21 protein-coding genes are annotated in these 21,524 nt (G+C 65.4%); 7 read left to right on the top strand and 14 right to left on the bottom strand.

Annotation, left to right across the window (positions count from 1 at the left end):
• Positions 1-25 precede the first annotated feature (25 nt).
• From FXN65_RS02410 to FXN65_RS02400, 3 genes are all read right to left on the bottom strand, one after another.
• Entirely contained in the window at positions 26-583 is a 558-nt protein-coding gene (locus FXN65_RS02410) for a helix-turn-helix domain-containing protein (RefSeq protein ID WP_151131496.1), read from the bottom strand.
• Between the two features lie 37 nt (positions 584-620).
• On the bottom strand, positions 621-1,910 hold the full coding sequence (locus FXN65_RS02405) for an NAD(P)/FAD-dependent oxidoreductase (RefSeq protein WP_151131495.1): 1,290 nt from the start codon (positions 1,908-1,910) through the stop codon (positions 621-623).
• 459 nt (positions 1,911-2,369) lie between these two features.
• Positions 2,370-3,281 carry a LysR substrate-binding domain-containing protein gene (locus FXN65_RS02400; protein ID WP_151131494.1) on the bottom strand — a complete coding sequence of 304 codons (912 nt, stop codon included), beginning with the start codon at positions 3,279-3,281 and terminating at the stop codon, positions 2,370-2,372.
• Positions 3,282-3,506: 225 nt separating this feature from the next.
• Here FXN65_RS02400 and FXN65_RS02395 point away from each other — a divergent pair, with 225 nt between their 5' ends.
• Positions 3,507-4,070 carry a tetratricopeptide repeat protein gene (locus tag FXN65_RS02395; RefSeq protein WP_151131493.1) on the top strand — a complete coding sequence of 188 codons (564 nt, stop codon included), beginning with the start codon at positions 3,507-3,509 and terminating at the stop codon, positions 4,068-4,070.
• Here FXN65_RS02395 and FXN65_RS28495 read toward each other — a convergent pair.
• On the bottom strand, positions 3,983-4,744 hold the full coding sequence (locus FXN65_RS28495; protein WP_394351295.1) for a cupin domain-containing protein: 762 nt from the start codon (positions 4,742-4,744) through the stop codon (positions 3,983-3,985). The two genes, FXN65_RS02395 and FXN65_RS28495, sit on opposite strands and share 88 nt — an antisense overlap.
• Between FXN65_RS28495 and FXN65_RS28120 the strand changes: the two genes are divergently transcribed.
• The gene (locus tag FXN65_RS28120; RefSeq protein ID WP_178119263.1) at positions 4,680-4,847 is read left to right on the top strand and encodes a hypothetical protein; all 168 of its coding nucleotides are present in this window, start codon (positions 4,680-4,682) and stop codon (positions 4,845-4,847) included. The two genes, FXN65_RS28495 and FXN65_RS28120, sit on opposite strands and share 65 nt — an antisense overlap.
• A 111-nt stretch (positions 4,848-4,958) precedes the next feature.
• Here FXN65_RS28120 and FXN65_RS02375 read toward each other — a convergent pair whose 3' ends face one another.
• Both FXN65_RS02375 and FXN65_RS02370 read right to left on the bottom strand, forming a co-directional pair.
• Positions 4,959-5,216: a DUF2790 domain-containing protein gene (locus tag FXN65_RS02375; protein ID WP_151131492.1), complete on the bottom strand. Its 258-nt coding sequence runs from the start codon at positions 5,214-5,216 to the stop codon at positions 4,959-4,961.
• 204 nt (positions 5,217-5,420) lie between these two features.
• Positions 5,421-5,873, bottom strand: coding sequence for a YMGG-like glycine zipper-containing protein (locus tag FXN65_RS02370; protein WP_151131491.1), 453 nt, complete (start codon positions 5,871-5,873; stop codon positions 5,421-5,423).
• Between the two features lie 179 nt (positions 5,874-6,052).
• Between FXN65_RS02370 and FXN65_RS02365 the strand changes: the two genes are divergently transcribed.
• From FXN65_RS02365 to FXN65_RS02355, 3 genes are all read left to right on the top strand, one after another.
• Positions 6,053-6,520, top strand: a complete 468-nt coding sequence (locus FXN65_RS02365; protein WP_151131490.1) for an Lrp/AsnC family transcriptional regulator — start codon at positions 6,053-6,055, stop codon at positions 6,518-6,520.
• A gap of 316 nt (positions 6,521-6,836) precedes the next feature.
• Entirely contained in the window at positions 6,837-8,519 is a 1,683-nt protein-coding gene (locus FXN65_RS02360) for a flavin monoamine oxidase family protein (protein WP_151131489.1), read from the top strand.
• Between the two features lie 14 nt (positions 8,520-8,533).
• A complete protein-coding gene (locus FXN65_RS02355; protein WP_151131488.1) occupies positions 8,534-9,328 on the top strand; it encodes a carbon-nitrogen hydrolase family protein in 795 nt (264 codons plus the stop codon).
• 44 nt (positions 9,329-9,372) lie between these two features.
• Here FXN65_RS02355 and FXN65_RS02350 read toward each other — a convergent pair whose 3' ends face one another.
• From FXN65_RS02350 to FXN65_RS02335, 4 genes are read right to left on the bottom strand one after another with little or no spacing between them, the layout of a single operon-like run.
• Positions 9,373-10,077: a type 1 glutamine amidotransferase gene (locus FXN65_RS02350; RefSeq protein WP_151131487.1), complete on the bottom strand. Its 705-nt coding sequence runs from the start codon at positions 10,075-10,077 to the stop codon at positions 9,373-9,375.
• A gap of 1 nt (position 10,078) precedes the next feature.
• Complete coding sequence (locus FXN65_RS02345; RefSeq protein WP_151131486.1) at positions 10,079-11,275, bottom strand: aminotransferase class III-fold pyridoxal phosphate-dependent enzyme; 1,197 nt, start codon at positions 11,273-11,275, stop codon at positions 10,079-10,081.
• Complete coding sequence (locus tag FXN65_RS02340; protein WP_151131485.1) at positions 11,268-11,507, bottom strand: hypothetical protein; 240 nt, start codon at positions 11,505-11,507, stop codon at positions 11,268-11,270. Before FXN65_RS02340 ends, FXN65_RS02345 begins: the two co-directional genes overlap by 8 nt.
• The gene (locus FXN65_RS02335) at positions 11,504-12,202 is read right to left on the bottom strand and encodes an MOSC domain-containing protein (protein ID WP_151131484.1); all 699 of its coding nucleotides are present in this window, start codon (positions 12,200-12,202) and stop codon (positions 11,504-11,506) included. The genes FXN65_RS02340 and FXN65_RS02335 overlap by 4 nt, the downstream gene beginning before the upstream one ends.
• A gap of 103 nt (positions 12,203-12,305) precedes the next feature.
• Between FXN65_RS02335 and FXN65_RS02330 the strand changes: the two genes are divergently transcribed.
• Positions 12,306-13,205, top strand: a complete 900-nt coding sequence (locus FXN65_RS02330; protein ID WP_151131483.1) for a LysR family transcriptional regulator — start codon at positions 12,306-12,308, stop codon at positions 13,203-13,205.
• A gap of 371 nt (positions 13,206-13,576) precedes the next feature.
• A complete protein-coding gene (locus tag FXN65_RS02325; protein WP_151131482.1) occupies positions 13,577-14,227 on the top strand; it encodes an endonuclease I family protein in 651 nt (216 codons plus the stop codon).
• Between the two features lie 115 nt (positions 14,228-14,342).
• Here FXN65_RS02325 and FXN65_RS02320 read toward each other — a convergent pair whose 3' ends face one another.
• From FXN65_RS02320 to FXN65_RS02305, 4 genes are all read right to left on the bottom strand, one after another.
• Positions 14,343-16,121: an acyl-CoA dehydrogenase C-terminal domain-containing protein gene (locus tag FXN65_RS02320; RefSeq protein ID WP_151131481.1), complete on the bottom strand. Its 1,779-nt coding sequence runs from the start codon at positions 16,119-16,121 to the stop codon at positions 14,343-14,345.
• A gap of 186 nt (positions 16,122-16,307) precedes the next feature.
• Positions 16,308-18,101, bottom strand: coding sequence for an acyl-CoA dehydrogenase C-terminal domain-containing protein (locus FXN65_RS02315; RefSeq protein WP_151131480.1), 1,794 nt, complete (start codon positions 18,099-18,101; stop codon positions 16,308-16,310).
• Between the two features lie 105 nt (positions 18,102-18,206).
• Positions 18,207-19,502 (bottom strand): GGDEF domain-containing protein, encoded by a 1,296-nt coding sequence (locus tag FXN65_RS02310; RefSeq protein WP_151131479.1) that lies wholly within the window; start codon positions 19,500-19,502, stop codon positions 18,207-18,209.
• A 164-nt stretch (positions 19,503-19,666) separates the two neighbouring features.
• Positions 19,667-21,472, bottom strand: a complete 1,806-nt coding sequence (locus tag FXN65_RS02305) for a phenylacyl-CoA dehydrogenase (protein ID WP_151131478.1) — start codon at positions 21,470-21,472, stop codon at positions 19,667-19,669.
• Positions 21,473-21,524: the final 52 nt, after the last annotated feature.

Here is a 21,524-nt window from a genome sequence, read left to right as displayed (position 1 = left end):
CACTGCGGTCCTGCGAGCTGGGGCTTCAGGTGAAGACCCACAAAACTCGCGTCGGTTTGTCGGAAAGATTGGCGTAGCGGAACTGGGCATGCGGCGGCAGCTGGAAGCTGTCGTTGGCGTGGAGGGTCACAGGCTTGGTGTCGTCGCCGTACCAGACCGTCAGCTCGCCTTCGAGGACGAAGCCGCCCTGCTCGGAACTGTCATCCAGGTGGCCCTCGCCGCTGGTGGCGCCCGGGTCGAGAAGGCTCTCCAGCATGGAGAAGCCCGCCGACATGTTGGGCGAGACCAGCACGTCGGTGATGCCGCTGGCGTAGTAGAGGGTGCGGCGGTCACCGGGACGGGTCACCCAGGGCAGCTCGCGGGGTTTTTCCAGGCTGTAGAAGTAGGTGGTGGGCACGCCGAGAGCTTCGCTGATGGCGGTGAGGTCGGCCACGGTCGGGCGGGAGAGCCCGCGCTCCACCTGGGAGAGGAAGCCCACCGAGCGGTCGATGCGCGCGGCGAGGTCACCCAGGGTCACGTTCTTGTGCTTGCGCAGGTCGCGGATCAGGATCGCGAGGCCTTCGATTTCGTCTTGCTTGTCCATCTGGGAACTCCGGTTGCCGGACTCGAAAGGCGCGACCTTAAATCACATCCCTCAAGCGGTAATAGGCTTTCCCCGCAGCCTCCAGCGGAGCTGCCAGCAACGAGCCGCCCGGGAAGCGCGGATTGCCGATGGCCTGGTAAAGGTCGAGCAGCTCGTGGTTGCCGAGGATCGCATCGCTCACCGCCTTGGCCCCGGCCAGGGTGGGCAGCACGCCGTGGCCAGAGAACCCTTGCAGCCAATAGCGCGAGCCTTCGCGGCCGATGTCCGGGGTGCGCTTCATGCTGACGTCGATGTGGCCGCCCCAGCCGAACTCGATCTCCACGCCTTTGAGCTGCGGGAAGACACGTTCCAGATAGGGGCGCGTCGCAGCCGGCACGTCCCTGGGCAGGCCGCCGAGGTAGGTGCAGCCACCGCCGAACAGCAGGCGATGGTCCGGGGTGAGGCGGAAGTAATCGGGCACGAACTGGTTGTCGATCACGCAGCTGTTCTTCGGCAGCAGCGACTGCGCGAGCTCCGGGTCCAGCGGCGCGGTGGCCACCTGGTAGGAGCCCACCGGCAGCAAGCGGCTGGAGAGCTGCTGGTCGAGGCGGTCGACATACGCATTGCAGGCCATCACCAGGATGCTACCGCGCACTTCGCCCTGCGCCGTGCGGGCCACATAGCCGGAGGGCGTTTCACGGTACTCGAGCACCTGGCTCTGTTCGTAGATGCGTCCTCCACGGGCTTCGATGGCCGCAGCCAGGCCCTGGGCCAACTTGAGCGGGTTGAGGTGGGCAGCTTCCGGGTCGTACAGCGCAGCCTGGTAACGCGGGCTGTCGATCCACTCGGCGAGTTCATCGCGACGGATCAGGCGCATCCTGTCGTAGCCCCATTTGTGGATGGCATCCTCCTGGGCTTCTTCGAGGAGCTTCACCCGGCGCTCCATCACGGCGGTCCACAGGCTGCCAACGCGGTAGTCCACATCGAAGCCGTGGCGGCCCGGCAGCTCGCGCATCTCATCGGCGGCCCAGCGCATGCTGTCCCACAGCCGGCGAGTGCGCTCCAGCCCCAGCGCCTTCTCCAGCGGCGGCATATCGCAGGACCAGCCCAGCAACGCCTGCCCGCCATTGCGCCCGGAGGCGGCCCAGGCGACTCGGCTGGCTTCCAGCAGGGTCACGCGCTTGCCGGCCTCGGCCAGGCGCAGGCCGGTGTGCAGGCCGCTGAAGCCGGCGCCGATGATCAGGACATCGGTCTCCTCGCTGCCAGCCTGGATCGGGCGCAGGGGAATGCTGCCGGGATAGGTGCGGGCGTAGTAGGTGCCGACATGCTGGGCGGACTGCTTGAACATGGGTGCCTCGTGAATTTTTGTTTTAAGAATTTCATGAAAAATTACACGACATAATTCACGAAGCCAAGCTTAATGTTTGATATTCAGAACAAGCAGACAAATGGACAAGGTTGAAGCCGCAGAAAATTAGGTAGTTAGCTCAAGCAAGTGATTGAAATTACGTACAGGGCAGGACTGCGTCCTGCTTGGAGAATAAATTCGCCCCTACAGGACTGTGCCGAAGATGAGCCGTGGCTCACCCCTCTCCTCTTCTGGGGTGCAGAGGCAGGCTTTTGGCAGCAACGCTTCCAGCGCCGATGAACGCCTGAGCGCAAAGCGATCAGGCCGGGGCGCAGAGCAGGGGCCGGGGTGAAGGTGGTCACCGGCTGGCACGGTGTCCCACCATTTCGCGAACGAATTCGCTCCCACAAGAGCAGGCCCCAGAGGGGCGCCCTGCTCACGCAGAGGGCCGCGTGAGGATCAGCTCGTGCGCTGCGCCCACGCCTGCTGCTTGAGGCTCGCGGCGACGTAATCGAGGAAGCAGGCGATGCGCGAGGCCAGGGCGGTATTGCGGTAATACACGGCATTGATCGGCTGGCGGACTTCGAGGGTGTCGCCGGACAGCAGCTGCACCAGGCTGCCCCTGGCCCGGTCGGACTGGGTCATGAAGTCCGACAGGCAGACAATGCCGGCCCCGGCCAGGGCGAGCTGCCGCAGGGTTTCGCCGCTGGAAACCTTGATCGACGGCTCGATCTGCAGGCCGTCGCCCTGGGCATGGCGCAGGGGCCACTGGTTGAGGCTTTCCGGCTGGGTGAAACCGAGCAGGCTGCGGGCCTGCAATTGTTCCACCGTCTCCGGCGTGCCGTTGGCCTCGAGATACGCGGGGCTGGCCAGGACTCGGATGCGGCTGCTGCCCAGGGGGCGGGCATGCAGGGTGGAGTCACGCAGGGTGCCGATGCGGATGGCGATGTCGGTGCGGTGCTCGATCAGGTCGATGATCTGGTCGCTGCTGTGCAGTTCCAGCTCGATCTCCGGGTAACGCTCGCGAAAGCCCGCTACCAGCGGTACCAGCACATGCAGCATGAAGGGCGAAGCGGCGTTGATCCGCAGGCGCCCGGCCGGCTTCTGGCGGCGCAGGGCCATTTGCTCTTCCGCCTCCTCCACCTGCGCCAGGATACGCCGCGCCTGGGCCAGGAACGCCTCGCCCTCTTCGGTCAGCTCCAGGCGGCGGGTGGTACGCCGCAGCAGGGTGACGTCGAGCTTGTCTTCCAGGCGACTGAGGGCGCGGCTGACGCCGGAGGCGGTCTGCGCCAACTGCTCGGCGGCAGCGGTGATGGAACCCGTGTCGACCACGGCGGTGAAGGCTTGGAGTTCGTCCAGGGTGGTTTTCATTCGTGACTTCCGAGCAAATATCCTGCCCTTGATAGCCGGGATTTCCGCATGAGTCGAGGGGTGAGACCTGACGGGGATGGTGGATGCAAAGAGCAACATCCACTCTACGCAGCTTCACCGCTCCAGCGTGAGGCGCACGACGTCCGCGCACCATCAACACGCCGGGTGACGGGGCCAGCGTATGCAACTACCCTCCTCCCTGTTCTGCCAGGGAGAAATCAGCCCATGTCCACCCAACGCGCCCTGCCGCGCTTCCTCTGTGTTGCCGCACTCGCCCTGCTCGGGGCCTGCGTACAGCAAGCGCAGCAACAACAGCCCGCCACTCCACCCGCCGGTCAGCCCCAGGCTCCGGCCAGTGCACCGCAAGACCAGCACGCCGCCGAGTTCGAGCGCATTCGCCAGCAGGCCATGCGCGGCGATCTCGACAGCCAGTACCAACTGGGCAGCCTCTACTTCGTCGGCAAGCCGCAGAAGGACCTCAAGCAGGCCGAGTACTGGTGGAAGCAGGCCGCCGACAAGGGGCATTCCCAATCGGCCGTGAGTCTCGCCTTTCTCTACACCGGCCGCGCCGACCCCGCCTTCGCCGACCAGCGCGCCATGCACAAGTACCTCAGCCAGGCTTCCGCCGCCGGCAACGCCATGGCCCAGCACGTGCTCGGCAAGATGTACGCCCAGGGCGCCGAAGGCCTGAAGCGCGATCCCTACCAGGCCCGCGCGCTGTTCCAGAGTGCCTGCGACAAGCAGTACGCGCCGAGCTGCGAGGCGCTGAAAACGCTGCAGATGAATTGAGCGGCTGGCGAGAAGCTTCGGCACCGATCGCCTTGTAGGGTGCGCCCTGCGCACCAGATATCCCGCAGGGGCTTCCCGGTGCGCGCGGCGCACCCTAGTGTCCGGCTCTGCGGGTGGGCCGAAACACGCCCCAGGAAGCTGCGCGCCAGCGAATTCGCTTTTAAGGACCCCCAAGCGAGGATAGTGCCCCGCGGCGGGCAGCCCCCGGCGCCACGCCGTGACACCGCTTGAAGGCCCGGCTGAAGGCGGCTTCGGTCTGATAGCCGAGGCGCTCCGCCAGGGCGCATCGCCCGCGCCTCGTCGCGCATGAAGCGCAGGGTGCCCTGCAGCCAGTCGGCATGCTCGGCGCGGGCCGCTTCCACCTGGAGCACCGGCGGCAGCAGGCGCACCAGCTGCCGCGCCACCGGGTGGCCGAAACGTACCGCACCGCACACCAGGCTGATCGGCGCGCTTCCACCGCCGTGACGAATGATTTCGTAACGCTCGCCAAGGCATTCCCTCGGCAGGTCGAAGAGCAGAACCGCCGCCCCCCCTTCGCACTCAGCAGGCTGTGTCCATGACCATGGGGCACCCGCGCGAGGTCGCCGCCACGCAGACGAGATGGCGGGGATGCTGCAGGAGGCCAGCTTCTCCAGCGACCTGGCCGGGCTGTACGCCGAGTTGGCTCGCGGCATCAACGAACGGGCGGTGAAGTCCCTGGAGGGGCGGCGGCCGGAGAACACCACGGCGACGTCGTTCGAGGCGTTCGAGGCGTTCGAGGCGGAGGTGGTGAGGTGACTCTCGCCCCCCCACAGGGCAATCCTGCTCGCTTCTCTGTGGAGGCGATTTCAATCGCTGTGCAGGACGCAATCCTGCCAAGGTCGGTGCTGGGCGATTCAGGGCCTGGCGTCAGCTGTTGGCGCAGGCGCTGGACTCTTTCAGGTAGGTCACGGACTTCTCCTCGCCCTGGGAGTCGACGTAGGTCATCTTCGCCTGGATGGTTTCGCAGGTCAGCGAATTCGGTTCGTCGATGGAGATGACGCGGGCGACGTCCAGCGGCATGCCGTAGCTGTAGGGCACGGCGTCGGCGGACTCAGCGGCGAAGACGCTGCCACTGGCCAGAAGGGTGAGCAGCAGGCTGGCACTGGTGAAGATTGCACGGTTCATGATGGAGCTCCTGGTTTGCCTTGGAAGGCCTTGGCATCGCCTGGCGATGCGTTCTCGGCCCATGTGCCAATTCGACTCCACTCACGGCGCGTGAAAAAGACGGCTTTGCTGAAAGCGCTTTTCCGTGGCGCGTAACAATCCACACCGCCAGACGGTCATCACCGGTCATATGGCCAGGTCTATCGCTCCCTGGCCGTGATCGGCCTATGGATTCACCTGGTAACCACGCTGCTGCAGGCAATTCATGTAGGCCGACGAGGCTGAGCTGCTGGCCTGCTGGTTGGCGCGGCGGTCCTGCCGGCGCTCCTGGCGCTGGCGCGAGCCACCGACCACCATCCCGGCCACCGCGGCGTCCTTGGCCTTTTCCTGCCGGTATTCCTGCTGCAGGTCGTCATCGATCCGGTCGTAGTCGTTGCTGCGCGCCTGGGCGACTGCGGCACCCGCCACGGCGCCGGTGGCGGCCCCGCGGACGCGGCCTCCGCTCGGGTTGGAGGTGGTAGTGCTCGTGGAACTGCCGGCCTGGGCCTGGCAATTGGCGATGTCCTGCTGGATCTGTTGCTGGGTCTGGCCCTGCAGCGGCACCACGGTTTCGGCGAAGGCAGGCGTGCAGATGAGCGAGGCGAGCAGGGTCCAGCGGCAAGGGGCGAAGGAGATCATGGAGGTGAGGCTCTCGAAGGAAGTGGATGGGGCCGACGTGTCTCCGACCCTGTGGAGTTCAGTCTGGTTCGGCTCCGGGCAGCGCGACGGCGGCGCCGACCAATGGGCGCGGTCCGTCGGCTTCAGGTAGCCTTGCGCACCCGCTAACCTCTACGCAGCCAATCGCACCGAGCCAATCCATGTCCGACCTGCCACTCGATGAAATCGACCGCCAGCTGATCGCCGCCCTGCAGATCAACGCCCGCGAGAGCGTGGCCACGCTGGCCCGGCGCCTGGGCATCGCGCGCACCACGGTGACCTCACGCCTGGCACGGCTGGAGAAGGCGCAGGTCATCACCGGCTACGGCGTGCGCCTCGGAAGGCGCGTGGCCGATGGCGGCCTGCAGGCCTACGTGGGGATCACGGTGAAACCGCGCAGCGGCAAGGACGTGCTGCGGCGCCTGACCGGCATGGCGGAAGTGCAGGTGCTGTGCGCGGTGAGTGGCGAGTTCGACTACGTTGCCTGGCTGCGCGCCGACTCCCCCGAGCGCCTCGACGAACTGCTGGACCTGATCGGCAGCGTCGACGGGGTGGAGAAGACCACCACCTCAATCATCCTCAGTTGCAAGATCGACCGCGGCCAGCCGTTGGCGCCTGCCGCTCTGTGATCTTCGCGCCGTAGGGTGCCGAGTCCGACCTCCGAAGGTGGACATGAAGAGCGATTTCCACCCTACGAAAAGCAGTCCGTGGGAGGGAGTCGCAGAGTACCGCCCGCCAACCCGATCCTGATTCCCCAGGTCGCCGACTAACCTGATGGAAAGCAGGCGCGCCCCGTTTTCGTCATATCGAATCAATCATTCGTCGTTTTGCATGCCACTACTGCCAAATGACGACACTCTGCGTCTTATGGACGAAAACGACGCTCCCTAGAATGGCCCCACCGCGCCCAACCGGCCGCACTCCCACAAGCCTTCAAGGTCCAGCATGAACAACAACAATCGTCACCCCGCCGACGGCAAGAAACCCATCACCATTTTTGGCCCGGACTTCCCCTTCGCCTTCGATGACTGGATCCAGCATCCGGCCGGCCTGGGCAGCATTCCCGCCGAGCATCATGGTGCCGAGGTGGCCATAGTCGGAGCCGGTATCGCCGGCCTGGTGGCGGCCTACGAGCTGATGAAGCTGGGCCTGAAACCCGTGGTGTACGAAGCCTCCAAGATGGGTGGACGCCTGCGTTCGCAGACCTTCGAAGGCACCGACGGCATCATCGCCGAGCTGGGCGGCATGCGCTTCCCGGCCTCCTCCACCGCCTTCTACCACTACGTGGACATGCTGGGCCTCAAGACCCAGCCCTTCCCCAACCCGCTGACACCGGCCTCGGGCAGCACGGTCATCGATATCGAAGGCAAGACCTACTACGCCGAGAAGATGGCCGACCTGCCGGCGCTGTTCCAGGAAGTGGCCGACGCCTGGGCCGATGCGCTGGAAGACGGCGCCCGCTTCGGCGACATCCAGCAGGCCATCCGCGACCGCGACGTGAAGCGCCTGAAAGAGCTGTGGAACACCCTGGTGCCGCTGTGGGACGACCGCACCTTCTACGACTTCGTGGCCAGCTCCAAGGCCTTCGCCAAGCTGTCCTTCCACCACCGCGAGGTGTTCGGCCAGGTGGGTTTCGGCACCGGCGGCTGGGACTCGGACTTCCCCAACTCGATGCTGGAAATCTTCCGCGTGGTGATGACCGCCTGCGACGACAACCAGCACCTGATCGTCGGTGGCGTGCAGCAAGTGCCCATGGGCATCTGGCGCCACGTCCCCGAGAAATGCGTGCACTGGCCGGCGGGCACCAGCCTGGCGTCCCTGCACAACGGCGCTGCCCGTCCCGGCGTGAAGCGCATCGCCCGCGCCGCCGATGGCCGTCTCGCCGTCACCGACAACTGGGGTGACACCCGCCACTACGCGGCGGTGCTCGCCACCTGCCAGAGCTGGCTGCTGACCACCCAGATCGAGTGCGAGGAATCGCTGTTCTCGCAGAAGATGTGGATGGCCCTGGACCGTACCCGCTACATGCAGTCGTCCAAGACCTTCGTGATGGTCGACCGCCCCTTCTGGAAGGACAAGGATCCGGAAACCGGCCGCGACACCCTGAGCATGACCCTCACCGACCGCCTCACCCGCGGCACCTACCTGTTCGACAACGGCGACGACAAGCCGGGCGTGATCTGCCTGTCCTATTCCTGGATGAGCGACGCGCTGAAGATGCTGCCGCACCCGGTGGAGAAGCGCGTGAAACTGGCCCTGGACGCGCTGAAGAAGATCTACCCGGACGTGGATATCGCCAGCCATATCATCGGCGACCCCATCACCATTTCCTGGGAATCCGACCCGCACTTCCTCGGCGCCTTCAAGGGCGCGCTGCCGGGCCACTACCGCTACAACCAGCGCATGTACGCGCACTTCATGCAGGACGACATGCCCGCCGAGCAGCGCGGCATCTTCATCGCCGGTGACGATGTGTCCTGGACCCCTGCCTGGGTGGAAGGCGCGGTGCAGACCTCGCTCAACTCGGTATGGGGCATCATGAAGCACTTCGGCGGCAGCACCCCGGCCGAGAACCCCGGCCCCGGCGACTGCTTCGCCGAACTCGGTCCCATCGCCCTGCCGGACTGACTCAGGAGACGTCCATGCGCATCGCCCTCTATCAGTGCCCGCCCCTGCCGCTGGAGCCTGCGGCCAACCTCGACCGCCTGCGCCAGCGGGCGGCGGAGGCGGCGCGGCGTGGCGCGGCCCTGCTGGTCACGCCGGAGATGTACCTCAGCGGCTACAACATCGGCCTGGAAGCGGTCAGCAGCCTGGCGCAGGCCGCCGACGGCGACTGGGCCGGGCAGGTGGCCGGAATCGCCCGCGAGCATGGCATCGCCCTGCTCTACGGCTACCCGGAGCGCAGTGCCGAGGGAAACATCTTCAACTCGGTGCAACTGATCGATGCGCAGGGGCAGCGCCTTGGCAATTACCGCAAGACCCACCTCTTCGGGGAACTGGACCGGAGCATGTTCAGTGCCGGCGGCGACGACTATCCGCTGCTGGAACTGAACGGCTGGAAGCTGGGGATGCTGATCTGCTACGACGTGGAGTTCCCCGAGAACGTGCGGCGCCTGGCCCTGGCCGGCGCTGACGCGATTCTGGTGCCGACCGCCAACATGGAGCCGTACGATTTCGTCTGCGACGTGCTGGTGCGCGCCCGCGCCTTCGAGAGCCAGTGCTACCTGGCCTACGCCAACTACTGCGGCGCCGAAGGGGAAATCCGCTACTGCGGCCTTTCCAGCGTTTCCGCCCCGGACGGCAGCCAGGCTGCCATCTGCGGTCGCGAGGAAACCCTGGCCTTCGCTGACCTCCGACGGGACAAGCTGGAGGCCTCGCGGGAGGGACTCACCTACCTCAGGGATCGGCGGGCGGAGTTGTATCGCCCATTGCTGTAGTTGGGCTGAAATCCTCCAGGGTCGAATTCATTCGCCCCTACACCTCAGGTCAGCGCGGCGTGCGGCCCGGTGAGGTAGTCGAGCAGACGGAACAGTGTGGGCGCCAGGGCGCTGCAGTGGGGGAAGCCATCGCGGATGGCCGCTGCGTCCTCCACCGAGCCGGGTAGCTCCAGATCCGCCGCGCAGGCCTCCAGCATCGCCTCGATGCTTTCCGGAGTGCCTTCCAGATGGCATTGCAGGCCGATGGCGCGCTCTTCCCAGACGAAGCCCTGGTTGGTGCAGGCCGCCGAGCCATAGAGCGGGATGGCCCCAGTCGGCAGGTCGAAGGTCTCGCCGTGCCAATGCATCGCCAACAGCCGCTGGGGCAGCATGCGGCCCAGCGGTGAGCAGTCCGCTTCGAGGCGCTTTTCCATGGGCCACCAGCCGATCTCCGCCTCGCCCTTGCGCACCTCGGCACCCAGGGCCTGGGCCAGGAGCTGGCCGCCCAGGCAGATGCCGAGGATCCGCTTGCCGGCATCCAGCGACTTGCGGATCAGTTTCTTCTCGGCCTTGAGCCAGGGCAGCTCTTCCTCGTCATGCACGCTCATGGGGCCGCCCATGACGATCAGCAGGTCGAAGTCGTCCAGCTTCGGCAGGTGCGCATCGGCGTAGAGATTGAACACCCGCACCTTGGCGGCGCGCAGGTCGAGCCATTGGCTGATGCGGCCAGGGCCTTCGAAGGGGGCGTGCTGCAGGATGGCGACGTGCATGTCAGGCAATCTCCAGGGGTTTGCTCTTGGCCAGGACGAAGGCGCGGTTCAGGCGTTTGAGCATTTCATCGACATTGGCGCGGCTTACGGTCAGCGCCGGGGTGAAGCGCAGGCAGTCCGGCTGCGGCGCGTTGATCAACAGCCCTTCATCGAAGGCATGACGGGCCACCAGCGGCGCGGACTGGTGGATCAGCGGCAGGCCGACCATCAGACCATGGCCACGCAGGGGGCCATGACCGTGGCGGCGGGACATCCGCGCCAGGCCTTCGCGCAGGTGCTGTGCCACGTCGCGCACCTGTTCCATGAAGCCAGGCTCCAGCACGGTGTTCAGCACCGCCAGGCCGGCAGCGGTCATCAGCGCGTTGCCATGGTAAGTGCCGCCCTGCTCGCCCGGCTCGAAGCAGCAGGCGTTGCCACGGGCCAGCAGCGCCGCCAGGGGCACGCCACCACCCAGGCCCTTGCCGAGGGTGATGATGTCGGCGCGGATGCCGTAGAGCTCTTCGGCCAGCAGGGTGCCGCAGCGGCCGATGCCGGTCTGCACTTCATCGAGGATCAGCAACACGCCCCGTTCGCGGCACAGGCGCTCGGCGCCCTGCAGGTAGTCCAATGTGGCAGGCACCACACCGGCCTCGCCCTGCACCGGCTCCAGCATCACCGCAACCGTCTGCTCGTCCACCGCGGCGGCCAGGGCGTCGAGGTCGTTGTAGGGGACCTTGGTGAAGCCGGGCACCTTGGGTTCGAACAGCGTTTCGAACGCCGGCTTTCCGGATGCGGACATGGCCGCCAGGGTGCGACCGTGGAAGCTGTTGCAGGCGGTGACGATGCGATGGGCACCGCCACGGTGCAACTGGCCCCACTTGCGCGCCAGCTTGATGGCGCCTTCGTTGGCCTCGGCGCCGCTGTTGAGGAAATAGACCTGGTCGCTGCCGCTGGCCTGGCACAAGCGTGAAGCCAGTTCGAGCATGCCGCGGTTGTAGTAGGCCGGGCCGGGGTTGATCAGGCTTTCCGCCTGGCGCTTGAGGGCGTCCACCACCACGCTGGGGCTGTGGCCCAGGCTGTTGACTGCCCAGCCCTGGGTGAAGTCCAGGTAGGCACGGCTTTCGGAGTCCCAGAGCCAGGAACCCTGGCCGCGCACGAAGAGCTGCGCCGGACGTTCCACGGTCTTCATCAGGCGCAGGCTGGCGAGGGGGTCACGCATGCTCGGGGACCTTTTCATGGCGGTATTCGACGCCCAGCAGGCGCAGGCCGTCCGGGCTCTGTTCGAGAATCCGGCGTACTTCGCGACGCCGCTCGATGTGCAGGCTGAAGCCGTCCTCACGGGGGAAACGCGCGCGCAGCTCGCGGGTCAACTCGACGTAGCGCGTCTGGCTGACGCTGAGTTCCGCCAGCAATACGTCCTCGCGATGCAGGCTGATGCGGTAGTCACTCATGCGCGCATTCCCTCCAGCGGCAGCCCGAACAGGCGGGCGTTCCAGTCTTCGACAAGGCCGCTGCTCAGGCGTCGCGCGGCGGTATCGCGCCAGCGGCTGGACAGCGCTTCGCACTGCTGCAACTGCTGCAGGCCGGCGTGCTCCAGCGGGTAATGGAAAAAACTCCGGATGGCATGGGCAACGGTCAGGCCGGGGTAGCTGCGCTGGATCAGCTCCACGGCGTCTTCGCGGCTGACGTAGCCTGGCCGCAGGACGCGGTAGAACCAGCCGCAGCGGCCGCTCTCCTGCACCTCCTCGGGCAGGCTGGGAATACCCCAGCGGCGGCTCAGGCGATAGCAGGGCGAACGCGGCTGGCTGACCTGGATGAACGCCTGGCCCCAGCGGAAGATGTCGCCGATGCACACCTGGTCTTCGGTCAGGCCGCAGGTGGACAGGTTTTCGCCGAAGCTCGGCGCCTTCCAGTCGAGGTGACGGTAGTGCCTGCGCCAGTAGCGGTAGTGTTCGACGGGATAGTGGTGCAGGGCACGTTCAGGTCCGCCATGGAATCGCGGGTCACCCTGTTCGTCGCTGCCCAGGCCCTGGGGCCAGAGCCAGAGGCGGTGGTCGACCGGCAGCTTGTCGATTGCACTGGACAGACCTCCACCTATATCTTCGGCTTTACCTATGAAAACCCCATTCACGACTAACGCGCACATTCGCCCTCTCCAGCGCGAGAAACAGTCTCTACGCGGTATAGGCTATGGGCTTGCGGCACTCAGGGACATTTCGATTTTCCAGCTTTATCGATAAGTAACGCTTATGGATTTTCGCCAGCTTCGCTACTTCGTCGCACTCTACGAGGAAGGCCATGTGGGGCGCGCCGCCGAGCGCCTGAGCCTGTCGCAACCCGCGCTTTCGCAGCAGATCCGCCAGCTGGAACAGGGCCTGGACGTCAGCCTGTTCCAGCGCAGCGGCAAGCGCCTGCTGCCGACCCTGGCCGCCCATACCCTCTACAACCACGCCCTGCCGCTGCTGGATGGCCTGGAACGCGTCCGCGAAGCATTGCGCGGGTTCCGTGGCCAGTCGCCGCGCAGTCTGGCGATCGGCGTGCTGCAGACGGTCAATGCTTCGCTGGTACCGATGCTGCTGGAGCGCCTGCGCGAGGCGCAGCCGCAATTGGTGGTGCAGATCTACGAACTGTCGGGCCTGGATATCGAACGGCGCCTGCTTACCGGCAACCTGGACATCGGCATCGGCTTCCTGCCGCCGCGCCAGCCGGGGCTGCACAGCCTGCTGCTGTACGAAGACGAGCTGCAGCTGGTGATCCCCAACGAACACCCGCTGAAGGAGTTCAAGAAGGTGTCGCTGAGCCAGGCAGCCGAGCTGCCGATGCTGCTTCTGGGCGAGGAGTTCCGCGTGCGGCAGATCTGGCAGGAACAACTCGCACTGCTCGGCCGGCGCCCCCACGTACAGGCGGAGCTGAACCATATGGCCGGGATTCTCGACAGCCTGCCGCACACCATGCTGGCCACCGTTCTGCCCGGCCGCGCAAGGCAGATGCACGCCAACCAGGGGTTGCTGTGGAAGCCGCTGAGCGAGCCACGGGTGCCGTTGAAGGTGGGATTGGTGTTTCGCGATGCGCAGCGCCAACAGGCGACCCTGGAATTGCTGCGCTCCTTGCTGGAAGGCGCGATCGGGCCGAAGGAACCACTGCTCTAGAATTGTCGGGATGCAGAAAAAGAAAAACCCCGCCGAAGCGAGGTTTTGCAGACTGTGTCCCGACATCCCTGATCTGACCGCCATCCTGGCGGAAATCCGGCGTATCCCTGTTCTTCAGTGCGCTTCCTGCGCGACGTCCAATGGAGTGAAGATTAATCCCGGTCGCATGGCCCCGAAAGGAGCTATAGCCACCAGCGCTTGTAAGCCAATGCTTACACGATTTAGCGATTAATCCGGGGGATCTTATTGCAACCGAAGGTGCAACCAAGCAAGCGATCGGTTGGTCTTGGTTTGCGCACGGCGCTCTTGTTAGACTCGTTTTGTCCTACAAGAACAACAGACCCCGACAAGGCGGTCCCAGGGTCAAGACCATGCGCCCAGTCCTTACTGCCCTTTCCTGCCTGGCGGCCGTTGCCGCCGGTTTCGCGTTCGCCGGTGGCCAGGATCGCCTGGCCGATCCCAAGGCCGCGGTCGAGCAGGCCTTCTGGCAACAGCTCTATGCCGACGGCGGCACCACTCTCTATTGCGGCAAGGCCTTCAGCAGCCCCGGCGGCCTGCTGAGCGCCAGCCCGGTGTACAGCACCAAGCAGATCAAGAGCGCCCTTCGCTGCGTCACCGACAGCCAGTGCCAGACGGCCAACCCGCACTATCCCTACATGCTTTCCGACCTGCACAACCTCTACCCGGACCAGTCGCGCATCGAACTGGCGCGGCGCAACGCCCTGTTCGGCAACGTGGGCGATGGCGGCCAGAGTACGCTGGCCGACTGCGACTTCAAATCCGCGTACCAACTGGTCGAGCCCCGCGACGCCGCCAAGGGCAACGTGGCGCGGGCGATCTTCTACATGCACACGGAATACGGCCTGCCCATCGTCGGGCAGCTGCAGATGTTCCAGCAGTGGAACCGCCTGGACCCGGTGGATGGCGAGGAACGCGCCCGCAACGGCCGCATCGAAGCCCTCCAGGGCAATCGCAACCGCTACATCGACGATCCGAGCCTGGCGGATTCGTTGCAGCCCTGATGTTCCCGGGTGGGAGCGAATTCGTTCGCGAATGAATTCGCCCCCACAGCTAAGGCCGGCAGCCTGAAAACACAAAGCCCCGCAATTGCGGGGCTTTGTGTTTGCCGGGTAGCGCTTAGAACTGCTCGGCGTCCAGCAGGTAGAGCGACTCGCTGCCGGCCTTCACCGAGGCGGTCAGGGAGTGGATGCGCGGCAGCAGGCGGGCGAAGTAGAAACGCGCGGTGCCGAGCTTGCTGGCGTAGAACTCGTCCTGTCCTTCCTTGCCCAGGGCAGCGCGCGCCATCAGCGCCCACATGTAGGCGTAGGCGGTGTAGCCGAACACGTGGAGGTACTCCACCGACGCAGCGCCGATTTCGTTCGGGTTGTTCTTCGCGCGGTCCAGGACCCAGGCAGTCAGCTCGTCGAGGTTGGCGACGGCGGCTTTCAGCGGCTCGACGAACTCGGCCAGCTCGGCGGAGGCGCCATTGGCGAAGGCCTTGATCTCGTCGGCGAAGTGCTTGTAGAACGCGCCACCGCTGGCCACCACCTTGCGACCCACCAGGTCGAGGGCCTGGATGCCGTTGGTGCCTTCGTAGATCTGGGTGATGCGCACGTCACGCACCAGTTGCTCCTGGCCCCACTCGCGGATGAAGCCGTGGCCGCCGAAGACCTGCTGGCCGTGTACGGTAGTTTCCAGACCGAGGTCGGTGAGGAACGCCTTGGCCACCGGGGTCAGCAGGGCGACCAGCTCTTCCGCACGTTTGCGGGTGGTGGCGTCTTCACTGTACTTGGCGGTGTCCAGCTGCATGGCCACGTAGCTGGAGAAGGCGCGACCGCCTTCGTTCGCTGCCTTCATGGTCAGCAGCATGCGGCGCACGTCGGGGTGCACGATGATCGGGTCGGCGGCCTTTTCCTTGGCGACCGGGCCGGTCGGTGCGCGGCTCTGGATACGCTCGCGGGCGTATTCCACGGCGCTCTGGTAGGAACGCTCGCCGGAAGCCAGGCCCTGGATACCGACGCCCAGACGCTCGTAGTTCATCATGGTGAACATGGCGGCCAGGCCCTTGTTCGGGGCGTCGACGATGTAGCCGGTGGCGCCATCGAAGTTCATCACGCAGGTAGCCGAGCCCTTGATGCCCATCTTGTGTTCGATGGAGCCGCAGGACACGGCGTTCGGCTCACCCAGGGAGCCATCGGCGTTGACCATGACCTTCGGCACCAGGAACAGCGAGATGCCTTTCGGGCCCGCAGGGGCATCCGGCAGCTTGGCCAGTACCAGGTGGATGATGTTCTCGGTCAGGTCGTGCTCGCCACCGGTGATGAAGATCTTGGTGCCGGTGATCTTGTAGCTGCCGTCGGCCTGGGGTTCGGCCTTGGTGCGGATAATGCCCAGGTCGGTACCGGCGTGCGGTTCGGTCAGGCACATGGAACCGGACCAGACACCTGCGTACATGTTCGGCAGGTACTTTTCCTTCAGCTCTTCGCTGGCGTGGGCGTTGATCGACAGGCAGGCGCCGGCGGTCAGCATCGGGTACAGGCCGAAGGACAGGTTGGCCGCGTTGACCATCTCTTCCACCTGGGCGGAAATCACCTTGGGCATGCCCATGCCGCCGAAGACGGGGTCACCGCCCACACCGACCCAGCCGCCCTCGGCGTAGGTCTTGTAGGCCGCGGGGAAACCCGCCGGAGTGGTCACGGAACCGTCCTTCCACTGGCAGCCTTCTTCGTCGCCGCTGCGGTTCAGCGGGGCGATCACGCCGCCGGTGACCTTGCCGGCTTCTTCCAGGATGGCGGAGGCGGTGTCGGCGTCGACCACTTCGGCCAGGGCAGGCAGTTCAGCCCAGAGCTTGGCGACCTCGAAGACTTCATTGAGGACGAAGCGCATATCGCGCAGGGGCGCTTTGTAGTCAGCCATGTGCAAACCTCGTAATCACTCACAGGTGGCCAGTGGGGCCGGTTTCACGGATAGACCCGGAGTGTACATGAACAACTTTTTAGAGACATAGTGTCACTTCGTGACCATATGTTCACAGTCAGTCACGGCGCTCCTTGAAAAGGAAAAGGCCCGCTCCAGACGGGCCTTCGACCGTCCATCGGCGGATCAGAGCGCGAAGTTCTCCGCGGGCAACTGCATCAGGCAATCGCTGCCCGCCTCCACCGCCGCCCGGTGGGCCTCGGTGCGCGGCAGCAGGCGCTTGAAGTAGAAGTCGCAGGTCGCCAGCTTGGTCTGATAGTAGGCGCTGTCGCCCTCGCCCGCCTGCAGCTTGTCTTCGGCCACCAGGGCCATGCGCAGCCAGAGCCAGGCCAGGGTGATGTAGCCGGAGTACATGAGGTAGTCGAGGGCGGCGGCGCCCACTTCGTCCGGGTTCTTCATGGCGGCCATGCCGACCTTCTGGGTCAGTTCGCCCCACTGCTGGTTGAGGCGCGCCAGCTCGGCGACCTGCGTCTTGAAGCGCGGGTGCTCGGCCTGGGCCTGGCAGAACTTGTGGATCAGTCTGGTGAAGCCGCGCAGCAACTTGCCCTGGCTGCCGAGCACCTTGCGGCCGAGCAGGTCGAGGGCCTGGATGCCATTGGTGCCTTCGTAGATGGGGGCGATGCGGCAGTCGCGTACCAGCTGCTCCATGCCCCATTCACGGATGTAGCCGTGGCCGCCGAACACCTGCATGCCGAGGTTTGTCGCCTCCAGGCCGGACTCGGTCATGAAGGCCTTGCAGATGGGGGTGAGGAAGGCCAGCAGGTTTTCCGCTTCTTCCCGCTGCTCGGCGCTGTCGCTGCGATGGGCGATGTCCAGTTGCTGGGCGGTGAAGTAGGCCAGGGCGCGGTTGCCCTCGTTGAAGGCCTTCATGGTCAGCAGCATGCGGCGCACATCGGGGTGCACGATGATCGGGTCGGCCGGCTTGTCCGGCGCCTTGGGCCCGGTGAGGGCACGCATCTGCAGGCGATCGTTGGCGTAACGCACGGCGCCCTGGTAACTGGCTTCGCCGAGGCAGAGGCCCTGCATGCCGGTGCCGAGGCGGGCGTGGTTCATCATGGTGAACATGCAGTTCAGGCCCTTGTTGGCTTCGCCGATGAGGAAGCCTGTGGCGCCATCGAAGTTCATCACGCAGGTGGCCGAGGCCTTGATGCCCATCTTGTGTTCGATGGAGCCGCAGGACACGGCGTTGCGCTCGCCGATGCCGTCACCGGCCGGGAGGAACTTGGGCACGATGAACAGGGAGATGCCCTTGGTGCCCGCCGGCGCATCGGGGAGCTTGGCCAGCACCAGGTGGATGATGTTCTCGCTCATGTCGTGTTCGCCGGCGGAGATGAAGATCTTGGTGCCGGAGATCGCGTAGCTGCCGTCGGCCTGGGGCACGGCGCGGGTCTTGATGATGCCGAGGTCGGTGCCGCAATGGGGCTCGGTGAGGCACATGGTGCCGGTCCAGCGGCCTTCGGTGAGGCGGGTCAGGTAGGTCTGCTTCTGCTCTTCGGTGCCGTGGGCGTGGATGGCCGACATGGCGCCGTGGGTCAGGCCCGGGTACATGGCCCAGGACTGGTTGGCCGAGGCGACCATCTCGCTGATGATCAGTCCGAGGGAATGGGGCAGGCCCTGGCCGCCGTAGGCCGGGTCCGCCGCCAGGCCATTCCAGCCCCCTTCGACGTACTGGGCGAAGGCTTCCTTGAAGCCCTTGGGCGTGGTCACCACACCGTCGCGCCACTGGCACTCTTCTTCATCGCCGGAACGGTTGATGGGCGAGAGCACCTGCTCGCAGAACCTGGCGCCCTCTTCGAGGATGGCGGCAACCATGTCCGGGGTGGCGTCACTGGCGCCCAGCGCCGCGTAGCTGGCCGGGTAGTCGAAGACTTCGTCGATGAGGAAACGGATGTCGCGCAGCGGGGCCTTGTACTCGGGCATTAGGGTGCTCTCCTTGAGGGGGACTCGAACTCTCGACCCTACTTTGCACCCGCCATCCCTACAACGACGCTGCCGCTGCTGAATGGAGCGTCATAACCCACCGCGTCAGCTACTGGCGGCCTTCTTCACCCGCACCGCTCCCCGGCGATTCTCGCCATGGCGGAAGACCCGGTTGCGCCCCGCGCTCTTGGCGCTGTAGAGCGCCTGGTCGGCGACCTTGATGACCTCTTCCGGGGTGCGCTGTTCAGCATCCCGTTCGGCCACACCGATGCTGATGGTCACCGACACGGTCTGTCCGCTGGCGGCCCCACGCCTGGCACGGCCGGCGTCGTCACTCTTCGGCCGGCTGTCCTGGTCACGCAGGTGCATCTGGTACTGCTCGATGGCCTGGCGCACCGCTTCCAGGTGGGGCATGCACTCCTCCACCGATTTACCGGGGAAGAGGATGGTGAATTCCTCGCCGCCATAGCGATAGGCCTTGCCACCGCCGCCCACCTTGCGCAGACGGCTGGCCACCAGGCGCAGCACCTGGTCGCCTACGTCGTGGCCGTAGGTGTCGTTGAATTTCTTGAAGTGGTCGACGTCGGTCATCGCCAGCACGTAGTTGCGTCCGAGGCGCCGCAGGCGCTCGTTCAATGCACGACGACCGGGCAGGCCGGTGAGTTCGTCGCGAAAAGCCATCTGGTAAGCCTCATGGACCACGGACGCGGTGAGCGCGAGCATCACCAGGCTGCTCATTACGTGGAGCGCGTGGGGCAGCATGAAGGCCCTGGGCAACATCCACAGCAGGCCGACCAGCCCGAGCAGTTGAGCCGCATGCTGCGGTCGCGGCTGGCGCAGGTAGGCGACCAGCAAGGCCACCAGGGCGACGACGAACGCCAGGTAGGCCAGCTGGACCATGGTCATCCAGTTGCCGTGCAGCAAGGGCCAGTAGATCTTGCCGATCATGCCCAGCACCGCATCCGGGTAGTTGCTGCCCAGCGCCACCGTTACGCCGAGTACCGCCATCAGCACCGCGCCGCGGGCGACGAAATCCTGCAGCAGGTGAGTGCGTTCCTCCCAGCAGCCGTACAGGCCATAGAGCATGGGCAACAGCAGGCTGGCGAGATGGAAGACCAGTCCGGCATCCTCTCGCACCACTCGCTCGGCCTGGTAGTAATCGACCTGGGTATCGAGCTGGTAATAGGCCAGGTAGACCACCAGCAGCAGCGCCACCTGGCGAACCCGGCCATAAGCCGAACAGAAGGCGCCGCCCAGCAGGAGCAGCAAGGTGGGCAGCACGTTGAAGAGGGAGGTGAAGAACTCGTTCATCCCCGACAGCGAGCCCACCACCCCACCCCCGACCACCAGCAGCAGTGGGGGCAGGAAATGGCTGACGCGATAGGACACACGAGGCCGCACGGGGTCTGATCCTGGGATTCTAAAGACGGGGAAAAATCGAGCTGGCGATATGATTGCACAGGCGCGATACACGCGCACGGGGCGGTGCTGCGAACTTCCGCACAACCCGATACCCGGAACGAAAAAGCCCGCCGGATGGCGGGCTCTTCGTGTAGCGCTGAACCTTAGTAACCCAGGTCGAAGTCTTCTTCGGCCAGGTCCATCAGGTTGCTCGCACCGGACAGCATGGCTTCCACGTGGGTGCGGGTACGCGGCAGGATGCGCTTGAAGTAGAAACGCGCGGTCTGCAGCTTGGCCTTGTAGAAGGCGGCATCGCCTTCGCCGGCAGCCAGTTTCTCGGCAGCCAGGCGAGCCATGTCGGCCCAGAAGTAAGCCAGGCAGGCGTAACCGGAGTACATCAGGTAGTCCACCGAAGCGGCACCCACTTCCTCGCGGTCCTTCATGGCGGCCATGCCGATCTTCATGGTCAGCTCGCCCCACTCCTTGTTCAGCCTGGCCAGAGGCTCGACGAATTCCTTGACGGCTTCGTTGGATTCGTTGGCCTGGCAGAACTTGTGCACGATCTTGGTGAAGCCCTTCAGCGCTTCGCCCTGGGTCATCAGGATCTTGCGCCCCAGCAGGTCGAGGGCCTGAACGCCGGTGGTGCCTTCGTACATCATGGAGATGCGGCAGTCGCGCAGGTTCTGCTCCATGCCCCACTCGCTGATGAAGCCGTGGCCGCCGTAGATCTGCATGCCATGGGAAGCGGATTCGAAGCCCACTTCGGTCATGAAGGCCTTGGCGATGGGGGTCAGGAAAGCCAGCAGGCCGTCAGCAGCTTTCTTCTGCTCTTCGTCCTGGCTGTACTTGACGATGTCCACTTGCTTGGCGGTGAAGTAGACCATGGCGCGGTTGCCTTCGGCGAAGGCCTTCATGGTCAGCAGCATGCGACGCACGTCCGGGTGGACGATGATCGGGTCGGCAGCCTTGTCCGGCGCTTTCGGGCCGGTCAGGGAGCGCATCTGCAGGCGTTCGCGAGCGTACTTGATGCCACCCTGGAAACCGATCTCGGCGTGGGCCAGGCCTTGCAGCGCGGTACCCAGGCGAGCGGTGTTCATGAAGGTGAACATGCAGTTCAGGCCCTTGTTCGCCGGACCGATCAGGAAGCCGGTGGCGCCGTCGAAGTTCATCACGCAGGTGGCGTTGCCGTGGATGCCCATCTTGTGCTCGATGGAACCGCAGGAAACGGCGTTGCGCTCGCCGGCCGAACCATCGGCATTCGGCATGAACTTCGGAACGATGAACAGGGAAATACCCTTGGTGCCGGCCGGAGCGTCGGGCAGGCGGGCCAGGACGATATGGACGATGTTGTCGGCCATATCGTGTTCACCGGCGGAGATGAAGATCTTGGTGCCGGAAACCTTGTAGGAACCGTCGGCCTGGGGCTCGGCCTTGGTGCGCAACATGCCCAGGTCGGTACCGCAGTGCGGCTCGGTCAGGCACATGGTGCCGGTCCACTCGCCGGATACCAGCTTGGTCAGGTAGGTGTGCTTCTGCTCGTCGGTGCCATGGGCGGACAGGGTGTTCATCGCGCCATGGGACAGGCCGGGGTACATGCCCCAGGACCAGTTGGCCTCGCCAACCATCTCGCTGATGGCCAGGCCCAGGGACTCCGGCAGGCCCTGGCCGCCGTGGTCGACGTCATGGGCCAGGCTCGGCCAGCCGCCTTCGACGAACTGCTTGTACGCTTCCTTGAAGCCGGTCGGGGTCTTCACGCCGGACTCGCTCCAGGTGCAGCCCTCGGTGTCACCCACACGGTTCAGCGGAGCGATCACCTGCTCGCAGAACTTGGCGCCTTCCTCGAGGATGGCGTTGACCATGTCCGGGGTGGCGTCCTGGCAGCCAGGCAGGCTCTGATAGTGCGCTTCGTAGCCGAGCAGCTCGTCACGAACGAAGCGGATATCACGCAAGGGGGCCTTGTAATCAGGCATAGCGGTAAACCTCTGCAGTGGGTTCCTGGTTCAGCTGACCGGAGCGCCGGTC

Origin of the sequence: Pseudomonas lalkuanensis (genome assembly GCF_008807375.1) — a bacterium.
Lineage (GTDB): Bacteria > Pseudomonadota > Gammaproteobacteria > Pseudomonadales > Pseudomonadaceae > Metapseudomonas > Metapseudomonas lalkuanensis.
This window is presented reverse-complemented; position numbering and strand designations above follow the sequence as displayed.

What these genes read in the sequence shown, in the direction of transcription:
- FXN65_RS02410 (WP_151131496.1), bottom strand. Translation starts at nt 583, where the DNA reads ATGGACAAGCAAGACGAAATCGAAGGCCTCGCGATCCTGATCCGCGAC.
- FXN65_RS02405 (WP_151131495.1), bottom strand. Translation starts at nt 1,910, where the DNA reads ATGTTCAAGCAGTCCGCCCAGCATGTCGGCACCTACTACGCCCGCACC.
- FXN65_RS02400 (WP_151131494.1), bottom strand. Translation starts at nt 3,281, where the DNA reads ATGAAAACCACCCTGGACGAACTCCAAGCCTTCACCGCCGTGGTCGAC.
- FXN65_RS02395 (WP_151131493.1), top strand. Translation starts at nt 3,507, where the DNA reads ATGTCCACCCAACGCGCCCTGCCGCGCTTCCTCTGTGTTGCCGCACTC.
- FXN65_RS28120 (WP_178119263.1), top strand. Translation starts at nt 4,680, where the DNA reads ATGCTGCAGGAGGCCAGCTTCTCCAGCGACCTGGCCGGGCTGTACGCC.
- FXN65_RS28495 (WP_394351295.1), bottom strand. Translation starts at nt 4,744, where the DNA reads ATGCCGCGAGCCAACTCGGCGTACAGCCCGGCCAGGTCGCTGGAGAAG.
- FXN65_RS02375 (WP_151131492.1), bottom strand. Translation starts at nt 5,216, where the DNA reads ATGAACCGTGCAATCTTCACCAGTGCCAGCCTGCTGCTCACCCTTCTG.
- FXN65_RS02370 (WP_151131491.1), bottom strand. Translation starts at nt 5,873, where the DNA reads ATGATCTCCTTCGCCCCTTGCCGCTGGACCCTGCTCGCCTCGCTCATC.
- FXN65_RS02365 (WP_151131490.1), top strand. Translation starts at nt 6,053, where the DNA reads ATGTCCGACCTGCCACTCGATGAAATCGACCGCCAGCTGATCGCCGCC.
- FXN65_RS02360 (WP_151131489.1), top strand. Translation starts at nt 6,837, where the DNA reads ATGAACAACAACAATCGTCACCCCGCCGACGGCAAGAAACCCATCACC.
- FXN65_RS02355 (WP_151131488.1), top strand. Translation starts at nt 8,534, where the DNA reads ATGCGCATCGCCCTCTATCAGTGCCCGCCCCTGCCGCTGGAGCCTGCG.
- FXN65_RS02350 (WP_151131487.1), bottom strand. Translation starts at nt 10,077, where the DNA reads ATGCACGTCGCCATCCTGCAGCACGCCCCCTTCGAAGGCCCTGGCCGC.
- FXN65_RS02345 (WP_151131486.1), bottom strand. Translation starts at nt 11,275, where the DNA reads ATGCGTGACCCCCTCGCCAGCCTGCGCCTGATGAAGACCGTGGAACGT.
- FXN65_RS02340 (WP_151131485.1), bottom strand. Translation starts at nt 11,507, where the DNA reads ATGAGTGACTACCGCATCAGCCTGCATCGCGAGGACGTATTGCTGGCG.
- FXN65_RS02335 (WP_151131484.1), bottom strand. Translation starts at nt 12,202, where the DNA reads ATGTGCGCGTTAGTCGTGAATGGGGTTTTCATAGGTAAAGCCGAAGAT.
- FXN65_RS02330 (WP_151131483.1), top strand. Translation starts at nt 12,306, where the DNA reads ATGGATTTTCGCCAGCTTCGCTACTTCGTCGCACTCTACGAGGAAGGC.
- FXN65_RS02325 (WP_151131482.1), top strand. Translation starts at nt 13,577, where the DNA reads ATGCGCCCAGTCCTTACTGCCCTTTCCTGCCTGGCGGCCGTTGCCGCC.
- FXN65_RS02320 (WP_151131481.1), bottom strand. Translation starts at nt 16,121, where the DNA reads ATGGCTGACTACAAAGCGCCCCTGCGCGATATGCGCTTCGTCCTCAAT.
- FXN65_RS02315 (WP_151131480.1), bottom strand. Translation starts at nt 18,101, where the DNA reads ATGCCCGAGTACAAGGCCCCGCTGCGCGACATCCGTTTCCTCATCGAC.
- FXN65_RS02305 (WP_151131478.1), bottom strand. Translation starts at nt 21,472, where the DNA reads ATGCCTGATTACAAGGCCCCCTTGCGTGATATCCGCTTCGTTCGTGAC.